The organism is Curvibacter fontanus (assembly GCF_054780335.1).
Map to the genome: position 1 here is coordinate 111,823 of NZ_BAAGWN010000046.1, position 18,283 is coordinate 130,105.

Annotated in this window: 18 protein-coding genes; 7 read left to right on the forward strand and 11 right to left on the reverse strand. The window is 65.8% G+C overall.

The window, feature by feature from the left end; all coding sequences use genetic code 11:
* Window positions 1-5 precede the first annotated feature (5 nt).
* From metX to ACYVH8_RS16755, 3 genes are read left to right on the forward strand one after another with little or no spacing between them, the layout of a single operon-like run.
* Entirely contained in the window at window positions 6-1,151 is a 1,146-nt protein-coding gene (gene metX, locus ACYVH8_RS16745; protein WP_460489949.1) for a homoserine O-succinyltransferase MetX, read from the forward strand.
* 58 nt (window positions 1,152-1,209) lie between these two features.
* A complete protein-coding gene (gene metW, locus ACYVH8_RS16750) occupies window positions 1,210-1,791 on the forward strand; it encodes a methionine biosynthesis protein MetW (protein WP_460489950.1) in 582 nt (193 codons plus the stop codon).
* 27 nt (window positions 1,792-1,818) lie between these two features.
* The gene (locus tag ACYVH8_RS16755; protein ID WP_460489951.1) at window positions 1,819-2,403 is read left to right on the forward strand and encodes a hypoxanthine-guanine phosphoribosyltransferase; all 585 of its coding nucleotides are present in this window, start codon (window positions 1,819-1,821) and stop codon (window positions 2,401-2,403) included.
* A gap of 29 nt (window positions 2,404-2,432) precedes the next feature.
* Here the strand turns inward: ACYVH8_RS16755 and ACYVH8_RS16760 are convergent, their stop codons facing one another.
* Genes ACYVH8_RS16760 through ACYVH8_RS16770 form a run of 3 tightly spaced genes read right to left on the reverse strand, consistent with a single transcriptional unit; the run spans window position 2,433 to window position 5,218 of the window.
* A complete protein-coding gene (locus ACYVH8_RS16760) occupies window positions 2,433-3,728 on the reverse strand; it encodes a TRAP transporter large permease (RefSeq protein WP_460489952.1) in 1,296 nt (431 codons plus the stop codon).
* Window positions 3,725-4,204 (reverse strand): TRAP transporter small permease, encoded by a 480-nt coding sequence (locus ACYVH8_RS16765; RefSeq protein WP_460489953.1) that lies wholly within the window; start codon window positions 4,202-4,204, stop codon window positions 3,725-3,727. Before ACYVH8_RS16765 ends, ACYVH8_RS16760 begins: the two co-directional genes overlap by 4 nt.
* Window positions 4,205-4,207: 3 nt before the next feature.
* The gene (locus tag ACYVH8_RS16770; protein WP_460489954.1) at window positions 4,208-5,218 is read right to left on the reverse strand and encodes a sialic acid TRAP transporter substrate-binding protein SiaP; all 1,011 of its coding nucleotides are present in this window, start codon (window positions 5,216-5,218) and stop codon (window positions 4,208-4,210) included.
* A gap of 106 nt (window positions 5,219-5,324) precedes the next feature.
* Between ACYVH8_RS16770 and ACYVH8_RS16775 the strand changes: the two genes are divergently transcribed.
* The gene (locus ACYVH8_RS16775) at window positions 5,325-6,800 is read left to right on the forward strand and encodes a M20 family metallopeptidase (protein ID WP_460489955.1); all 1,476 of its coding nucleotides are present in this window, start codon (window positions 5,325-5,327) and stop codon (window positions 6,798-6,800) included.
* Between the two features lie 10 nt (window positions 6,801-6,810).
* A complete protein-coding gene (locus ACYVH8_RS16780; RefSeq protein WP_460489956.1) occupies window positions 6,811-7,653 on the forward strand; it encodes a lysophospholipase in 843 nt (280 codons plus the stop codon).
* A 197-nt stretch (window positions 7,654-7,850) separates the two neighbouring features.
* Here ACYVH8_RS16780 and ACYVH8_RS16785 read toward each other — a convergent pair whose 3' ends face one another.
* From ACYVH8_RS16785 to ACYVH8_RS16805, 5 genes are read right to left on the reverse strand one after another with little or no spacing between them, the layout of a single operon-like run.
* Window positions 7,851-8,546 carry a VIT1/CCC1 transporter family protein gene (locus ACYVH8_RS16785; protein ID WP_460489957.1) on the reverse strand — a complete coding sequence of 232 codons (696 nt, stop codon included), beginning with the start codon at window positions 8,544-8,546 and terminating at the stop codon, window positions 7,851-7,853.
* 7 nt (window positions 8,547-8,553) lie between these two features.
* Window positions 8,554-9,120: a cytochrome b gene (locus tag ACYVH8_RS16790; protein ID WP_460489958.1), complete on the reverse strand. Its 567-nt coding sequence runs from the start codon at window positions 9,118-9,120 to the stop codon at window positions 8,554-8,556.
* A 19-nt stretch (window positions 9,121-9,139) separates the two neighbouring features.
* The gene (locus tag ACYVH8_RS16795; protein ID WP_460489959.1) at window positions 9,140-9,838 is read right to left on the reverse strand and encodes a copper resistance protein B; all 699 of its coding nucleotides are present in this window, start codon (window positions 9,836-9,838) and stop codon (window positions 9,140-9,142) included.
* Window positions 9,839-9,852: 14 nt separating this feature from the next.
* Window positions 9,853-11,616, reverse strand: a complete 1,764-nt coding sequence (locus tag ACYVH8_RS16800) for a copper resistance system multicopper oxidase (protein WP_460489960.1) — start codon at window positions 11,614-11,616, stop codon at window positions 9,853-9,855.
* Window positions 11,617-11,662: 46 nt separating this feature from the next.
* A complete protein-coding gene (locus tag ACYVH8_RS16805; protein ID WP_460489961.1) occupies window positions 11,663-12,058 on the reverse strand; it encodes a copper-binding protein in 396 nt (131 codons plus the stop codon).
* A gap of 497 nt (window positions 12,059-12,555) precedes the next feature.
* On the opposite strand from ACYVH8_RS16805, the gene ACYVH8_RS16810 reads away from it, so the two are divergent.
* A complete protein-coding gene (locus tag ACYVH8_RS16810; RefSeq protein WP_460489962.1) occupies window positions 12,556-12,732 on the forward strand; it encodes a BrnA antitoxin family protein in 177 nt (58 codons plus the stop codon).
* A gap of 27 nt (window positions 12,733-12,759) precedes the next feature.
* Here ACYVH8_RS16810 and ACYVH8_RS16815 read toward each other — a convergent pair whose 3' ends face one another.
* The 3 genes from ACYVH8_RS16815 to ACYVH8_RS16825 form a co-directional block, all read right to left on the reverse strand.
* Entirely contained in the window at window positions 12,760-13,923 is a 1,164-nt protein-coding gene (locus ACYVH8_RS16815) for an MFS transporter (RefSeq protein ID WP_460489963.1), read from the reverse strand.
* Window positions 13,920-14,639: a 16S rRNA (uracil(1498)-N(3))-methyltransferase gene (locus ACYVH8_RS16820; RefSeq protein WP_460489964.1), complete on the reverse strand. Its 720-nt coding sequence runs from the start codon at window positions 14,637-14,639 to the stop codon at window positions 13,920-13,922. The genes ACYVH8_RS16815 and ACYVH8_RS16820 overlap by 4 nt, the downstream gene beginning before the upstream one ends.
* A gap of 130 nt (window positions 14,640-14,769) precedes the next feature.
* Window positions 14,770-15,876 (reverse strand): aminoglycoside phosphotransferase family protein, encoded by a 1,107-nt coding sequence (locus tag ACYVH8_RS16825; RefSeq protein WP_460489965.1) that lies wholly within the window; start codon window positions 15,874-15,876, stop codon window positions 14,770-14,772.
* A 66-nt stretch (window positions 15,877-15,942) separates the two neighbouring features.
* Here ACYVH8_RS16825 and ACYVH8_RS16830 point away from each other — a divergent pair, with 66 nt between their 5' ends.
* Window positions 15,943-18,282: an LPS-assembly protein LptD gene (locus tag ACYVH8_RS16830; RefSeq protein WP_460489966.1), complete on the forward strand. Its 2,340-nt coding sequence runs from the start codon at window positions 15,943-15,945 to the stop codon at window positions 18,280-18,282.
* The last annotated feature ends 1 nt before the right edge of the window (window position 18,283 follow it).

The window sequence follows — 18,283 nt, forward strand, 5'->3', positions numbered from 1 at the left end:
CCGCGATGCTGATCGCCCAGCCCCAGTCGATGCAATTCGACGCCGCCCTGTCCCTGCAGAGCGGCGCGAGCATCCGCGGCTACACCCTGGCCTACGAGACCTACGGCACGCTCAATGCCGACAAGTCCAACGCCGTGCTGATCTGCCACGCGCTCAACGCCTCGCACCATGTGGCCGGTGTCTACGAAGGCCAGCCCAAAAGCGAAGGCTGGTGGGACAACATGATCGGCCCGGGCAAGCCTGTGGACACCGACAAGTTCTTTGTCATCGGCGTCAACAACCTGGGTTCCTGCTTCGGCTCCACCGGCCCCATGCACGTCAATCCTGACACGGGCAAGGTCTACGGCGCCGATTTCCCGGTGGTGACGGTGGAGGACTGGGTCAACGCCCAGGCGCGCCTGCTCGATGCCCTGGGCATCCAGACCCTGGCCGCCGTCATGGGCGGCAGCCTGGGCGGCATGCAGGCCCTGTCCTGGACCTTGCAATACCCCGGGCGTGTGCGCCACGCTGTGGTGGTGGCCAGCGCGCCCAACCTCAACGCCGAGAACATCGCCTTCAACGAAGTGGCGCGCCGCGCCATCGTGACCGACCCCGATTTCCATGGCGGCCATTTCTACGAACATGGCGTGATCCCCAAGCGCGGCCTGCGCATCGCGCGCATGATCGGCCACATTACCTACCTGAGCGACGACGTCATGAACGAGAAGTTCGGACGCGAGCTCAGGGCGGCCGTGGACGGTGTCGTGCGCGAGGGCTACCAATACACCACGCAGGACGTCGAGTTCCAGATTGAAAGCTATCTGCGTTACCAGGGCGACAAGTTCAGCGAGTACTTCGACGCCAACACCTATCTGCTGATCACGCGCGCACTGGACTATTTCGATCCGGCGCGCGCGCATGAGGGCAACCTGACCCGCGCGTTGGCGGCTGCCCGCTGCAAGTTCCTGCTGGTGAGTTTCAGCACCGACTGGCGTTTCTCGCCCAAACGCAGCCGCGAGATCGCCCGGGCTCTGCTCGACAACCGCCGCGAGCTCACTTACGCCGAGATCGACGCCCCGCACGGGCACGACGCCTTCCTGCTCGACGATGCGCGTTACATGAAGCTGGTGCGCTCCTACTTTCAGGGTATTGCTGGGGAGGTGACCGCATGAGCGCCGCCCGGCCGCCCGAAGGCGCTCGCACCGCAGTGCGCAGCACGGAGCTTACCCAGTGAGCGACCGCCTGACCCTGGAAACCATCGCCAGCCTGGTGCCGCCCGGTGCCCGCGTGCTGGACCTGGGCTGCGGCGACGGCGCCCTGCTGGCTCATTTGCAGGCCACGCGTGGCTGCAGTGGTTACGGCATCGAGATCGCCGACGACAACGTGCTGGCCTGCGTGCAGCGCGGTGTCAACGTCATCCAGCTCAACCTGGACGAGGGCCTGTCCTTGTTTGACGACCAGAGCTTCGACGTGGTGCTGCAGATCGACACCCTGCAGCACCTGCGCAATGCCGAGACCGTGTTGCGCGAGACCGCACGGGTGGGTCGCACGGGTATCGTGGCCTTCCCCAATTTCGCCCACTGGCCCAACCGGCTCAGCGTCCTGCTCGGCCGTATGCCGGTGACGCGCCGCCTGCCCTACCAGTGGTATGACACGCCCAATATCCGCGTCGGCACGCATGCCGATCTCGAGGTGCTGGCGCAACGCAATGGCTTGCAGATCATCGACAGCTTCGGCCTGCACAACGGTCGCCTGCGGCGTTTCATGCCCAATCTGCTGGCCAGCACCGCGGTGCTGAAGTTTTCGCGCTGAACATCCCTACCCTGACCGGGACCGACCATGTCTGCCACCCCAGAACTGAGCGCCCAGGCCCACGCGACCAAGGCCCGCGCTCTGCTGGCCCAGGCCACCGAAGTCTTTGATGGCGCCGCCGTGCAAGCGGCGCTGGCCCGGATGGCCGACCAGATCAATGCCCGTTTTGACCGGGAGGGCGCTCCCGCCTTCCCCCTGGTGCTGGGCGTGATGGGCGGCGCGGTGGTGTTCGCGGGCCAGCTCCTGACGCGCCTGAGTTTCCCGCTGGAGTTCGATTACATCCACGTCACCCGCTATGGCGCCAAGGATCACGGTGGCCGTATCGAGTGGAAGGTGGAGCCGCGGGCCGATGTGCGCGGGCGCACCGTGATCGTGCTCGACGACATCCTGGACGAGGGCGAAACCCTGGCGCACGTGAAGGAGCGCCTGCTGGCCATGGGGGCGACGGAGGTGCTGCTGGCGGTGTTTGCCGACAAGGCCATCGGCAAGTCCAAACCGGCCCGACCCGATGTCGTGGGCCTGGTGGTGCCGAACAGGTTTCTGGTGGGTTACGGCATGGACGCCTACGGCTACTGGCGCAACCTACCGGGCATCTGGGCGCTCGATATTTGAACGGGCTCCGCTCTCAAGGGGCGGGGGTATCAACTTCCGTAGCCCATGGTCCGGGGCAGCCAGAGCACGATCTCGGGGAACAGGGTCATGGCCACCAGCAGCCCCAGCAGCATGACCAGGAAGAGCCAGCCTTCGCGCATCATCTCGCCGATCGGGATGCCGGTCAGCGCCTTGGTGACGAAGAGCAGCATGCCGAAAGGCGGGTGGATCAGGCCAATCATCATGTTGAGCACCACCAGCACGCCGAAGTGGACCAGGTCCACACCCAGCATTTTCGCCGCAGGCAGCAGCATGGGCACGAAGACCAGCAGCAGGACCGAGACGTCGAGGAAACAGCCCAGGACCAGGAACAGGGCGTTCACCATGAACAGGAATTGCAGGCGGCTCAGCTGCAGGCCCTCGACCCAGGCGGCCATGGCCTGGGGCACGCCCTCGGCCGTGAAGGCATAGTTCAGCATGAAGGAGCCGGCCAGGATGATGGTGATCACGGCGCTGGAACGCGTGGATTCGAGCACCACACCCCAGAAGGAACGCCAGCTGAGCGCGCGGAACACCAGGGCGGCCAGGATCAGCGCATGCAGGGCCGCAACGGCCGCCGCCTCGGTGGGCGTGAAGGCGCCCGAGTAGATGCCGCCCAGCAGCACGATGGGCATGGACAGCGGCAAGGCGCCGCGAAACAGGATGCCCGGCCAGTCCTTGAGCGGTACCGGGGCTTCACGTGGCATCTGGCGCTTGTGGGCGATGTAGTGCACCACGCCCATCATGAGCAGGGTCATGCACACCCCGGGTACGACACCGCCCAGGAACAGCGCCCCGACCGAGGCGCCCGACACCAGGGCGTAGATCACCATGGGGATCGACGGCGGAATGATGGGCCCCAGGGTGGCGCTGGCCACCACCACGGCGCCGGCGAAGCCCCGGCTGTAGCCGGGTTTCTTCAGCATTTGCTTGATCGTGACAAGGCCCGGCCCGGCGGCGTCGGCAATGGCGCTGCCGCTCATGCCCGAGAAGATCACGCTGACCAGGATGTCCACCTGCGCCAGGCCGCCGCGCATGCGGCCCACCAGGATGCGGCAGAAATCGAAGATGCGTTCGCTGACCGTGCCTGCGTTCATGATGTTGGCGGCGAACACGAACAGCGGCACCGCCAGCAGCACATAGCTGTTGTACAGGCCGTTGCTGACCTGCTCGGCCACCAGGCCCAGGTCCTGGCCCTTGACGAGCAGGTAGGCCACGCCAGCCATCAGCATGGAAAAACCGATGGGCATGCGCAGCAGCATGCCGGCCAGCACCACGCCCACCAGGGCCCACAGGGCCAGGCTCATGATCTGTGCTCCAGGTCTTCGAGGTCCTGGCCCCGACAGGTCCGCCAGAGGCCATGCAGGCTGCGCCCCACCAGGGCCAGCAGCAGCAGCACGAAAGGCAGGAAAACCCATTCAAAGGACAGGCCCAGAACGGGCGTGCCCTCGCGCCCCATGAAATGCACATAGTCCCAGCTGGCCGGGATGGCCACTGCCGCCAGGCCGCCCATCAGCAGGTGGCCCGTGATGCGCATCCCGCGGCGGACAGGCCGGCTGGCGCTGTTCCACAGCAGGTCGAACACCACGTGCTCGCGCTCGGGCACCATGAAGGCGCAGGCCCAGAGGATGACCCACAGGTAGAGCACCACCGCCAGCTCGTCGGTCCAGGGCAGGGGCCGGTTGAAGCCGAAGCGGGCCGTGATCTGCACCAGGAAGACCCCGAACAGACACAGGAACATCAGCCCACCCAGTGTCCGGGCAGCCTTGCGCAGCAGGCCCATGGATCAGCGGGTGCTGTTGATGCGTTCGAGCAGGCCGGTCGGCCAGACCTTGGCGTAGTCCGAGCGGGCGTAGGTGTCCTGGACTGATTTGCGGAAGGCCTCGACATCGGGTGTGCTGATCTGCAAGCCCTGCTGCCGGAAGAAGTCCACGAGCTGGCCTTCTTCCTTGATCCGGTTCTCGTTGTTGAACTTCGCCGCAGCCTGTGCCGCGGCCATCACGTTCTGTTTCTGCGCCGGCGTCAGGACGTTCCAGGCCTTGTTGGAGATGGTGATGAAGAGGCTGTCGACCAGGTGCTGGGTCAGCACCAGCTGTTGGGTCACCTCGTAGAACTTGGCGGCCCGCGCCGTGGGCAGCGGGTTGTCCTGGCCGTCGATGGTGCCGGTTTTCAGGCCCAGATAGACCTCGCCGAAGGCCAGCGGCGTGGCGGTGGCGCCCAGCGCATCGCCCAGGAACAGCCACTCCCTGGTGCCGGGCATGCGCAGCTTCACGCCCTTGAGGTCGGCCGGTGTGCGTACGTTGCGCACCTCGCGCAGATTGAGCTGGCGCGTGCCCAGGTAGACCGTGGAGAGCACGGTCAGGTCCATCTTGTCGGACACGGCCTTGAACAGCTCGGCGCCGATCGGGCCGTTGAAGACCTTCTGCTGGTGCTGCGGGTCCCGGACCACATACCCGGCCGTGAAGATCGAGAAGGCGGGCACCAGCTTGGCGATGTCGAAGGCCGAGATCGAGGCCAGTTCCAGGTTGCCGCGGGCCATGGCGGCCGGCTCGGCGCCCTGCTTGAACAGGGAGGCGTTGAGGTTGATCTGGACGTCGAACTGCTTGGGCGCGGACTTTTCCAGCGACTCCTTGAACACGCTCCACATCTTGGCGTGCCAGTCGTCGGGCACGGCGGGGGAGGAGATGCGCAGGGGAATCCTGGCCTGCGCCAGGGCGGCTTGGGCCAGGCCGCCCAGGGCCAGGGCCGAGACGCAGGCCGCCAGCAGGCGGCGGCGCAGGGGGGAGGCTGTATTCACGGGGGTCTCCTGATAGTTTGATGTCGAGAGTGTAAGCAGGCGGGGCACGACAGATGGCCGGGGATGAATATACTGGCAGTGGCCCAGCATTTCGACAAGGATGCGCATGAACACCCGTGCCCCCCGAACCGTGCTCGATACCGCCCAGGCGCTGGAGGAGATCAGCCGCGCCTGGGACGGGGACATCGTGCGCCAGCTCAGCGATTACATCGCCATCCCGGCCAAGTCGCCCATGTTCGACCCGCAGTGGGCCCGGCATGGCCATATCGACACCGTGGTGCGCCAGGCGGCCGCCTGGGTGGAGGCGCAGAAGGTCGAGGGCCTGACGCTGGAAGTCATCCGCCTGGAAGGCCGCACGCCCGTGCTGTTTTTCGAGCTGCCGGCCAGCCGCGGCGAACGCGACGCCCCGGTGTCGGCGCAGACCGTGCTCATGTACGGCCATCTGGACAAACAACCCGAGTTCAACGGCTGGCGCAAGGACCTGGGCCCCTGGACGCCCAAATACGAAGGCGGCAAGCTCTACGGCCGTGGCGGCGCCGACGACGGCTACGCCGTCTACGCCAGCATCGCGGCCATCCAGGCCCTCAAGAGCCAGAAGCTGGCGCATCCGCGCATCGTCGGGCTGATCGAGACCTGCGAGGAAAGCGGCTCCTACGATCTGCTGCCCTATGTGGATGCGCTGCGCGCGCGCCTGGGCGATGTGGGCCTGGTCGTCTGCCTGGACTCGGGCGCGGGCAACTACGAGCAGCTCTGGCTCACCACCAGCCTGCGCGGCATGGCCAGCGGTGTGCTGAAAGTCGAGATCCTGACCGAAGGCGTGCATTCGGGCGACGCCAGTGGTGTCGTTCCCTCAAGCTTTCGCATCCTGCGCCAGGTGCTGGACCGGCTGGAAGACAGCAAGACCGGCCGGCTGTTGCCGCAGAGTTTCCATTGCGAGGTGCCCCCCGAGCGGCTGGACCAGGCGCGCGCCACGGCCGCCATCCTGGGCGAGGAACTCTACAAACGTTTCCCCTGGGTGCACTACGACTGCGAGGGCGACACACGTTTCGCCCTGCCCATGACCACCGACCCGCTGCAGGCCCTGCTCAATCGCACCTGGACGCCGACGCTCAGTGTCACCGGCGCCGAAGGCCTGCCGGACCTGCAGAACGCCGGCAACGTGCTGCGCCCCCATACCGCCTTCAAGCTCTCGCTGCGCCTGCCGCCCCTGGTCGAGGCGGCCGCGGCCGTGCAGGAACTCAAGACCCTGCTGGAGGACAACGCGCCCTACCAGGCGCGCGTGACCTTCGAGGGTCTGAGCTCGGCCACGGGCTGGAACGCGCCCGAGACCGCGCCCTGGTTCAGCCGGGCCCTGGATGAGGCTTCGCGCAACTTCTATGGCGCCCCCTGCGGCTACATCGGCCAGGGTGGCACCATTCCGCTCATGAACATGCTCTCGCGGGGTTTCCCGAAAGCCCAGATGATGGTCTGCGGCGTGCTCGGCCCTCAAAGCAATGCGCATGGCCCCAATGAATTCCTGCACGTACCCTACGCCCGCAGGCTGACGGCGGCGGTGGCGCAGGTCATCGCCCGGATGGCCTGAGGGCGCGCCGATGCCGGAATCCACCCTGACCACCTTTGTTGCCGCCGACGGCGACAACCTGGCCATCCAGGACTGGCCGCTCGATCCCGGCACCCGCCTGCGCGGCGTGGTGGTGCTGGTGCATGGCCTGGGCGAGCACGCTGGCCGCTACGATGAACTGGCCCGGCGCCTGAACGGCTGGGGTTTTGCGGTGCGCGGCTACGACCACTACGGTCACGGTGAGTCCGGCGGCGTACGCGGCGGCCTGCCCTCGGACCATCGCCTGGTCGAGGACCTGGCCGATGTGCTGGGCAGCACGCGCAAGCGCATGCAGGCTGTCACCCCCCTGATTCTGCTGGGGCACAGCATGGGCGGTCTGGTGGCGGCGCGCCTGGTCGCGCTGGGACTGACGCGGGTCGATGGCCTGGTGCTGTCCTCGCCGGCCTTTGACCCGGGGCTCAATGCTTTCCAGAAGTTGCTGCTGGCCGTGCTGCCAGCGATCGCGCCCGATCTGCGCGTGGGCAATGGCCTCGACCCGAAATGGATCTCACACGATCCGCAGGTGGTGCAGGCCTACCAGCAGGACAGGCTGGTCCACGACCGCATCTCGGGGCGTCTGGCGCGTTTCATTGCCGAGGGGGGTGCGGCAACGCTGGCGGCGGCCCCGCGCTGGCAGGTGCCCACCCTGCTGATGTACGCGGGGTCCGACAAGCTGGTCAGCCCGCGCGGCAGCGCGGCGTTTGCCCAGGCCGCGCCAGCCCGGGTGCTGACGGCCCACTGCTTCGAGGGCCTCTACCACGAGATCTTCAACGAGCTCGAGCGCGGGCCGGTGTATGAGCGGCTGCAGGCGTGGCTGGACAAGTGGTTTGCGTGAGGGTGCGGTAGAACTGGCTTATTCAGTTCGGCTGGGAACGTCAGCCGCGCCCTTCGCTTGAACCGCAGGCATGAGGAAAAGCCCCGATGCCTCAGAAGCTGGCATCGCGGCACAGCTGTTGAAGGCCGCATCATTGAACGGCTAAGAGGTACGTCAAACAGGGGCAGGTTCATGCGCCGCTCACGTGGGCCCATTCCTCAGCTCAAGGGCGCTCCGACCAGCCGTCCGACCAGGGCGGTCACTGCCATCGCCGAGGCGCCCCATCCCACGATCCTGAGTGCGGCCCTTGAAACGGAGGCGCCCCCCGCGTAGGCTGCGAGCGAGCCGAGTCCGGCAAGAAACACCAGCGACGAAAGGCTCACGCCCACCATCAAACCGGACGCGGGCAGCAGCACGACCACCAGGATCGGAAGAGCCGCGCCGGCTGCGAACGAACCCGCAGACGCCAGCGACGCGACGGCGGGTCTGGCTGCGGTCGCTTCGGCATGTCCGAGTTCATCCCGGGCATGCGCCCCGAGCGCGTCGTTGGCCGTGAGCTGGCGCGCCACCTCCGCGGCGAGCCCTGGCTCCACTCCGCGCGCGACATAGATGGCTGCCAGTTCGGCGAGTTCGCGCTCGGGCACGCTCGCCAGTTCAAATCTTTCCTTGGCCAGGTCGGCCCGTTCCGTGTCGGCCTGCGAACTGACGGAGACATACTCGCCGGCAGCCATGGCCATGGCCCCGGCCACCAGCGCCGCTACACCCGAGACGAGCACTTCGCTCTTGCCGGCTTGCGTCGCCGCAATGCCGACGATCAGACTCGCCGTGGAGACAATGCCGTCGTTGGCGCCCAGCACAGCAGCGCGCAGCCACCCGATGTGGCCGAAGCGATGCGTTTCGCGATGCCTATCCATGAGCAGGTCAGCGGCCCTGCCGGCTGCTGTCGACGGGCCACATGCGCCAGAACACGCCGTCCCGGTCGAGCAGAAGGTGCTTCAGCGCTCCGAGGGCGTGCAGCGACACCACGGCGACCAGGAGCCAGGCGACGAAGGAGTGCACCCCGAAAAGCTGCTCTTTCAGGGAGTCGTTGCGCGCCGACCACTGCGGGAGCGCCATGCCGAAGAAAGCCACTCCGTCCCCGCCGAAGGACGCTCCGAGGAACCCGGTCAGCGGCATCAGGACCAACAGCAGATAGAGCAGCCAATGGGTCAGTCGCGCTGCCCGCGCCTGCCAGCGTGGCCCGGTTTCCGTCGACCGGGGTGGATTGCCGAACCGCCAGGCCAGACGCAGAGCGATCAGGAAGGCCACAGTCAGCCCGAGCGAGATGTGCAAGGCGAAGAGCGGTGCGCTTCCCGGATCCTCTTCCACGCTCATCATGTACCAACCTAGACCAAGAAGGACTGCGACGAGCAGGGCAATGACCCAATGCAGGAAGATCGCCAGCCGGCCGTACCGCCAGTCTTCGCCCGGCGCGGAGGTTCGTTCCATCTTCAACCTTTCGAGCAAATCAGAAGATGACGCGCAGGCCCGCGCGCAGCGTGGTGACCGGGCGCGAGCCGTCGGATTGCGCGAGAGGATAGAAGGTGCGCGAGACGTCGACGAAGGGTGCCACGCGCCTGTTGAACTCGTAGCGCGCCTGCATCCCCAGATCCGTCTGGTACGGGCCGCCACGGACAGTGGAGTCCTGGTTGGAACCCGCCCACTCCACGCCAAGATACGGGCGCGCGATGAACCGGTTCGTCAGCAGCACGTCGCGCTCGAACCGGGTGCGGCCGAACAGCTCACCGTCGTCGCGCACGAAGAGCTTCAAGTCCACGTCGAACAGGTAAGGGGCCAGCCCCCGTACACCCGCCGCAAGGTAGTCCCGCCCGCGAGGGCTGCTGTCATGCCGCAGGCCGATCTGCGCGTCCCAGAACGGGGCGACATACCTGCCGTAGAGCAGCTGGGTCTCGGCCGCTTCCGTGCGTCCGTTCACCCTTTCGCCGTCGAATTGGTACCAGAGGCGGTTGAAGTCTCCGCCCACCCAGCCATCAACGACAAGCGTCTGGCTTGATCCTGGCTGCTCAGGCACCTTGCCCGCGGCAGCCTCCACCCTGGTGTAGGAGTAGATCGATTCATCTTCCATGGCCTGCGCGGCGCCGGTCCAGAATCCCAAGGCAGCCACCGCCAACGAGGCGCTTGCTACGACGTTTCTTTGCAGCAACATTTTTACTTGATCCCTCAGGCGACTTTGACCAGCCGCATCATGCCGGTGGCGGCGTGGTAGAAAAGGTGGCAATGGAACGCCCACGTTCCTTCGTCCTCGTAGGTGACGTCCAGTTCGACCGTCTGGGCGGGAGGAACGATGATGGTGTGCTTGCGGGGCGCGTACCGGCCATTGCCGTTGACGAGTTCCATGAAGACTCCGTGCAGGTGCATGGGGTGCTCCATCATGGTTTCGTTCACCATCTTGATGCGCACCCGTTCTCCAACGCCGACTTCGAATGGCTGCGACTCGGACAGCTTCTTGCCGTTGATGGACCAGAAGTAGCGCGCCATGTCACCCGTGAGTCGAACGAGCAGCTCCTTCTCCGGCGCGCGGCTGTCGGCATTGCGTGTCTCTGCCCGAAGGTGCGCGTACTTCAGCCGGCGCAGACCATCCGCGTCGGCCTGCACCTTCGGAGCCGCGGCCTCGCCGCTGTCCGGCATGCCTGCCATCCCGGGCATGCCGCCCATGTCCGCGCTGCCGCCGCCCCCGGGTGATGCCGGCATTGCCATGCCCGCATGCGGGTCCGGGGGTTTTGCCGCCATCCCGGCCTGCCCGCCCCCATCGAGTGTTTGTCCCATATCCATGCCTGGCATAGCGGCCGAATTGCCGCCCATGTCCATGCCCCCCATGCCCATGTCAGCCATCGTGCGTACCGGCCTGGGCCCCATATCGGGTACCGGGCCGCTCATGCCGATTTCGGGCGCCAGTGTGCCTCGCGCGTAGCCCACGCGGGCGATCGTCGGCGCGAAGATGGTATAGGCACGCGCTTCCTTGGGCTGTACGATCACGTCGTAGGTTTCACCATTGCCGATTCGGAACTCGTCGACCTCGACCGGCCGTACGTTTTGGCCGTCAGCCTGTACCACGGTCATCGGCAAGCCCGGTATGCGCACGTCGTACAAGTTCATCGGCGAAGCGTTGATGAAGCGCAGCCGCACACGCTCCCCCGGCCGGAACAGGCCCGTCCAGTTCTCGTCCGGCCGCTTGCCTTGCAGCAGGGAGGTCCATTCCTCGCCACCGTCACTGAAGTCAGTGGGGTCCATGCGCATCTTCGCCCATTCACTTCGCTCTGCGCGGAGCGCGTCACGTGCCTTCGCGTCAGGTGCATTGCGCAGCTGTGCCAGGAATTGTGGCGTGGTGATGCGGCGGTAGTTGTAATAGCCGTCGACCTTCTTCAAATTGGCCAGCACCTGTGCTGGTGGCGTGTCGATCCAGTCAGAGATCATCACGATGTACTCGCGGTCATACTGGAACGGGTCTGGTTTGGCCGGATCGATGATCAACGGCGCGAAATAGCCGGCAGCCTCCTGCAGCGCCGCATGGCTGTGATACCAGTAGGTGCCGCTTTGGCGCAGCTTGAAGCGGTAGGTGAAGGTTTCGCCCGGCCGAATGCCCGGGTAAGTGACACCGGGAACACCATCCTGGTCATTCGGTACGAGCAGGCCGTGCCAGTGGATGCCGGTGATCTCCTGCAGCCGGTTCGTCACGCGCACCACGACCTCGTCGCCTTCGCGGAAGCGCAGGACCGGGCCGGGCATCGTACCGTTGATCGTGATGCCGACGGCAGGCTCGCCGGTGACATTAAGGGCCGTCTCGGCAACTGTCAGGTCATAGGAGCGCGACACCGGTACCGCGCCGAGTTCGACCGCGCGCACCTGAGCCCAGCCACGGGGCAGCGCCGCCAGACTTCCGAGACCCAGCAGGGCCTGAAGCGATTTTCGCCTGGATGTATTCATGTGGGCATCTCCAATGCAAGCAGTGAATGGGCGGTTGCTTGCGGTCTTAGCGGGCGACTTCGATCGAGGTGACGATGATCGCGCCGTCCGCCTTTTCGGCCGAGAACTTGACCCTGTCGCCGGCCTTCACTTTGTCCAGCAGGGCCGCGTCCCTGACCTGGAACACCATCGTCATGCCGGGCATGTCCAAGTTCTTGATGTCGCTGTGCTTCAGCGTGATCTTCCTGGCCGCCTTGTCCACTTTGCGCACCTCACCCTCGGTCATCGAGCCTGCCATGCTGTCGGCATTCTTGGCCGACATGTCCATTCCGTCCATCTTGGCACCAGGCATGTTCATGCCATCCATCTTGCCGTGATTCATGGCCTGGGCGTAAGCGGTAATCGCAACAGGTGCGGTGGCGGCGAAAGCCAGCGCAATAAGAAAAGCTTTGGTATTTTTCATGAGGTTGCTCCAGTGGGTTGATTCGGATAGTTGCTAAACATGCCGACGCAACAAGTGTGTCGCGTCGGCGGTGACGATCATCGTTAGGGAAATGCTGAACAAGTTCCTCCGTTCGGGCCGAACTTGTCGAAGTTCTCAACGCGAATTGTGCAAAATCCCGACAGTCGCCAGGATGACGGGAAGATGACGAATCTGTTATCTACGGGATCCATCGACGAGACTAACCGTAGTCTTCGTTTGCCGCCCCTTCGGCACAATTGACCGACTGGTGGAAGCCCTTGATCGAGTGGGAAAGGTGGTTCTTATCCCGATCACCGAAGAGAGCTTTCGTGCGCTGTCCAGACCAGCGACCTCACGAGACCGGTCCTTCTTTTCGGGTGGCAAGCCTGCAGCGAAAGCGTGGTGCGGCCCGCGCCTGCAGACGACAAGCCGATCACGGCGGCAGCCAAAAGACCGACCCTGATGCGCAACCCCTGAGTCCGAAGCAGCTACAAGCCATGGTTCCGATGAAGGCGCTACGTGGCCGGCCCAAGTCGGAGAACCAGAAGCTGCTGGTGTCCGTGCGCTACAGCCCGGGAGTGGTGGCGTATTTCAGATCCGCCGGCGAGGGCTGGCCGTCGCGGATGGACGGCGTGCTTCAGCCGTACGTCGCGCGCCACTCGCGGCGCGCGTGAGGCGGACCCGCTGATCGGGCCGCGGTCCTAGACCGCCTTGCGCTTCACCGCCAGCCACACCAGGGCCAAGCCCGTCAGGGCTACCGGCAGCAGCGAGCCGATGTTGAGCAGCCACCAGCCCTGCGTTGTCACCAGCGCGCCGGAGGCGAAGGACGTCAGCGCCATCACGGCGAAGACGCAGAAATTGATGGTGGCCTGGGCACGGTCCTTTTCCTCCGGGCGGTAGGACTGCAGGGCCAGTGTGGTGCTGCCCGTGAAGAGGAAGTTCCAGCCCACGCCCAGCAGGAACAGGGCAATGAGGAACTGGTGCAGGTCCACGCCGGTGAGCGCGATGGCGATGCACAGGAAGTTCAGCAGCACGCCCACGCCCATGATGGCCAGCGTCCCGTAACGCTTGATCAGGTGGCCCGTGAAGAAGCCCGGCGCGAACATGCCGATCACATGCCACTCCAGTACCAGGGCTGCGTCGTCAAAGGGGTAAGCGCAGACCTGCATGGCCAGCGGCGTGGCTGCCATCAACAGGTTCATGACGCCAAAACCCAGGGCGGCGCCGACGATGGCTACGAAAAACTGGGGCTGACCCGTGATCTCCCAGATCGAACGCCCGGCTGGCGCGCCCGCAACGGCCGGCGGCGCCGGCGGGAACTTCACGAAGGCCATGACCAGCAGGCCCAGCAAGGCCACGACGGCCAGGGCCAGGTAGGCGCCGGCAAAAGGCGTGGCCAGCAGATCTCGGGTGTACTTGGCAAGGTTGGGGCCGACGATGGCGCCGATCAGGCCACCCGCCATCACCAGGGACACGGCCTTCTCGCGGTCATTCGGAACCACCAGCTCGGCCGCCGCAAACCGGTAGAGCTGGCCATTGGCGCTGTAATAACCCGCGATCAAGGTGGCGACCACCAGCAACCAGAAGTTGCGGCTCCAGGCGGCATAGGCGCAAAGCAGGGCCGAGAGCAGCGCCACCATCAGCCCGATCTGGAAGGAGGCTTGCCGGCCCCGGCGTGCCTGCGTGCGTGCCACCAGGCCGGTGCTCAGGGCGCCGCCCACCACATAACCCATGACGGGCAGCGTGGCCATCCAGCCCAGCGGCGCCAGGCTCAGACCCACCAGGCCATTGATGGCGATGAAGACGATGTTGTTGGTGAAGAACAGGCCCTGGCAGACGGCCAGCAGCAGCAGGCGTGGGTTCATCGAGCCAGTGTAAGGGCAAGCAGGGCGGCTAGCGGTGCGGTCTCGGCGCGCAGGGTGCGCGCGCCGAGACTGACGGGCACAAAGCCCTGCTTGCGGGCCGCCTGCTCCTCGGCCGCGCTCAGCCCGCCCTCGGGGCCGGAGAGGAAAAGCACCGGCCCGGCGTCCAGGCTGGCGAGGTGTTGTGGCAGCGGCACGCTGTCGGATTGCAGGGACAACAAGAGGCGATGGCCCGTCGGAGCGGACGACAGCCAGGCCGGCAGCGCCTGGATGGGATGCACGGGCGGCACGGAGTTGCGCCCGCACTGCTCGCAGGCGGCGATGGCCACGCTCTGCCAGTGGCTGCGTTTCTTCTCGGCGCGCTCGCCGGCCAGGCGCAGCACGCTGCGCTCGGCCTGCAGCGGCTGCAGGCTGGCCGCACCCAGTTCGGTGGCTTTCTCGACCAGCCAGTCCATGCGCTCGTTGGCGGGCATGCCCAGGGCCAGGTGCACGGCGCGCGGCGCTTCACGCTCGATGGCTGCGTGCGAGACGACTTGCACTTCGACGTCGCTGCGGCCCATGCGCGTGACGGTGGCCGAACATTCGCCGCCTTCGCCGTTGAAGAGCGTGATCGCATCCCCGGGTTGCAGGCGCAGGACCTGCACGTGGCGTGCGGCCCCGGCAGGCAGCATCAGCGTGGCGCCGATGGCCAGCGGGCCGAGGCAGTAAAAGCGGGGCATGGTTGAGCGAGGTATGGGGGAACAGCTAGGCGCGAGTGCCCAGGCATCCGTTCGCCCTGAGCCTGTCGAAGGGCTGCGCGGGGGCTTCGACAGGCTCAGCCCGGGCGCAGGGGTAGCAAGCCATAGGGTTTCAGACGCGGCCGTAGGCGTAGCCGCTGACCGCGGTGATGCCCTCGACCTCATCCACCAGGCGCAGCAGGGGCTTGAGCTCGACGTAGCGCGCGCAGGTGGCGCGGATGTAGGAGATGAAGCGTGGCGCATCGGCCAGGTACTGCGGCTTGCCGTCGCGCAGCGTCAGCCGCGCAAAGATGCCGGCCACCTTGAGGTGACGCTGCAGGCCCATCCACTCGACACCCCGATAGAATTCGCCAAAGTCATCCCCCACGGGCAGGCCGGCCTTGCGGGCTTTTTGCCAGTAGCGGATGGTGACGTCGAGCACAAAATCCTCTTCCCAGCTCAGGAAGGCGTCGCGCATGAGGCTGGCGATGTCGTAGGTGACGGGGCCGTGAACGGCGTCCTGGAAATCGAGCACGCCCAGGCGATCCTCACCCGCATCACCGGGGATCATCAGATTGCGCGGCATGAAGTCACGGTGCACGTAGACGCAAGGCCAGGTCAGGTTGCGCTCGATGATGAGCGCGAACATCTTGTCCAGCGTCTCGCGCAGCCTGCCCTCGACCGCGACGCCGCGGTATTTGGCCAGGTACCAGTCAGGAAACAGCTCCAGCTCGCGGCGCAGCAGGGCCGTGTCGTAGGCCGGCAGCACATCCGGGCGAGATGCCGTCTGCCATTCGACCAGGGCATCGACCGCCTTCAGGTACAGGGGCAGATTGGTTGCGGCGTTGTCCTTGTCGATGACCTGCATCATGGTCTGGCCGCCCAGATCGGACAGGAGCATGAAACCCTGAAGCTCATCCCAGGCCAGAATCTGCGGCACGTTCAGCCCGGCCTGCGCCATGAGGCCGGCGACCTGCACGAAGGGGTGGCAGTTCTCCTTGTCCGGCGGGGCGTCCATGATGATGCGGCTGCCCAGGCCGCTGTCGATGCGCAGGTAGCGCCGGAAACTGGCGTCGGCCGAAGCCGGCCGCAGACTGGCGGCCTGGAGTTGCTGGGGGCCGGCCAATTCGCCCAGCCAGCGGTCAAACGCGGCGGCGCGCTCCGGATCAGACCAGGACACAAAAGGCGCGGCCGGGCCCGCAGCAGAGGGAACGAGAGGGCTGGAAGTGGGTAGGCTCATGGATAATCCATTCTACAAACCCTGCTTCCCCTGGGCCCTTCTGTTTTGTCCATCCCTTTGCGTCCCGTGTTGAAACCACTGGCACTGCTGGCCTGTGTGCTGTGGCAGGGCAGCGGGGCGCACGCCCAGCAGTCGGCGTCGGCCGCTGCGGCGCCCTTGCAGTTGCGCATGAGCCCGCAATTGCAGGAGCGCATCGGGGAGGAGCAGCGCAGCGGCGCCCCTACTTTCCTGTCGGGCCAGCGTCTTTCGGCTGAAACCGACAGCGAAGTGGCGCTCGAGGGTCAGGTCGAATTGCGCCGGACCGATCTGGTGATCCGCGCCGAACACCTCGACTACGACCAGGCGCGCGATCTGGCGCGGGCCCGGGGCCATGTGCGCATCAATCAGGCCGGCAATATCTTTGAAGGCCCGGCGCTGGAGCTCAAGGTGGACGCCTTCGAGGGCTACTTCGAGCAGCCGAGTTACCAGCTGCTGGCCAACGATGCCCATGGCGAGGCCGAGCGCATCGACTTCCTGGACGACAAGCGCGCCGTGGTGCGCAATGCCACCTTCACGACCTGCCAGCGCCAGCCCGGACCGGACTGGATGCCGGACTGGATCCTGCGCGCGGCCACGCTGCGTTTCGACAGCGAAGAGGAGACGGCGCAGGCAGAAGACGCCGCACTGACTTTCAAGGACGTGCGCCTGGTCGGTGTGTCCTCAGTGAGTTTCCCCCTGACGGACAAGCGCAAGTCGGGCCTGCTGGCGCCGACTTTCGGGGTGGACAGCATCAGCGGCACCGAGGTGACGGTGCCGTATTACTGGAACATCGCACCCAACCGGGATGCGACCTTCTATCCGACCGCCATGAGCAAGCGCGGCATCAATTACGGCGGCGAGTTCCGTTATCTTGAGCAGGCTTACCAGGGTCGCTTGCGTGCCGACTACATGCCGGGTGACCTGCTGCGTGACCGCGACCGTTGGGGCGGCTCCTACCAGCACACTGGCGTGATCGACACCGGGAGCCGCAGTGTTGGCGGTCTGGGTCTCAACCTGAACCTCAACCGGGTCAGCGATGACGACTACTGGCGGGATTTCCCGCGCGCAACGACTTCCCTGACATCGCGCCTGTTGGCCAATGACGCCTCGCTGAACTGGAATAAGAACTTTTACTCAGCTTCGCTGCGCACGCTCAAGTGGCAGACCCTGCAGGATCCGCTGGCGCCCATCATCCCCCCCTACGATCGCATGCCGCAGATCACAGGGCGCTATCTGCAGCCCGATGCGGGTGGTTTTGATGTGGGGCTGGAAGCCGATTACACCGATTTCCAGGCCGACCGCCGCCTGACCGGTCAGCCCAATACCCAACGCAGCGTGATGCGCAGCCAGCTGAGCTACCCCCTGCTGGGCGCGGCCGGTTTCATCGTGCCCAAGGTGCAGCTGCATTCGGCCACCTATAACTTCGACGCCCCACTGGCGAACGGCCAGTGGCAGGCGACGCGCAATGTGCCCACCTACAGCCTGGACAGCGGCCTGATCTTCGAGCGGGAAACCAGCTATTTCGACAACCGTTTCCGCCAGACCCTGGAGCCGCGTCTTTTCTACGTCAACACGCCCTACGTCGACCAGAACTATCTGCCCAACTACGACTCCGGCGCCACCGACTTCAACTTCGCCAGCATCTATGCGGAAAACGCCTTTGTCGGCAATGACCGCATCGCCGACAACGACCTGCTGACGGCCGGCCTGTCCAGCCGCCTGCTCGATCCCGACAGCGGCGCCGAAATCGTGCGCCTGGGCATCGCCCAGCGCTTCCGTCTGGCGGACCAGCGGGTGACGCTGCCCGGCGGCACCCCGGCCGCCAAGGGCATCAGCGACATCCTGCTGGGCGCCGGCCTGACGCTCGATCCGCGCTGGTACCTGGACAGCACGGTGCAGTACAACCCGGCGACGGAAAAATCCGTCCGCTCCACGGTTTCTGCCCGTTACAACCCGGGGCACTACCGTGTCCTCAACATGGCTTACCGATTCCAGCGCGACCTGAGCGAACTGGTGGACATCGGCTGGCAATGGCCGATCAATGACCTGTGGGGTGACCGCGGGCAGGATCTGGGGCCGGGCCGTGGCCAGGGCTCGGGGCGCTGGTACAGCGTCGGGCGCCTGAACTACAGCCTGCAGGACAACAAGCTGGTCGATTCCATCATCGGGTTTGAGTACGATGCGGGGTGCTGGCTGGGACGTGTCGTGCTGGAGCGCCTGCAGACGGGCCTGGTGTCGACCAACCAGCGCATCATGTTCCAGTTGGAGCTCGTCGGTTTCTCGCGCCTGGGCATCGATCCCCTGCAGACCCTCAAGAGCAATATCCCGCGGTACCAGTACCTGCGTGAGCAGGTCACCGCGCCCAGCCGATTCAGCAATTACGATTGAT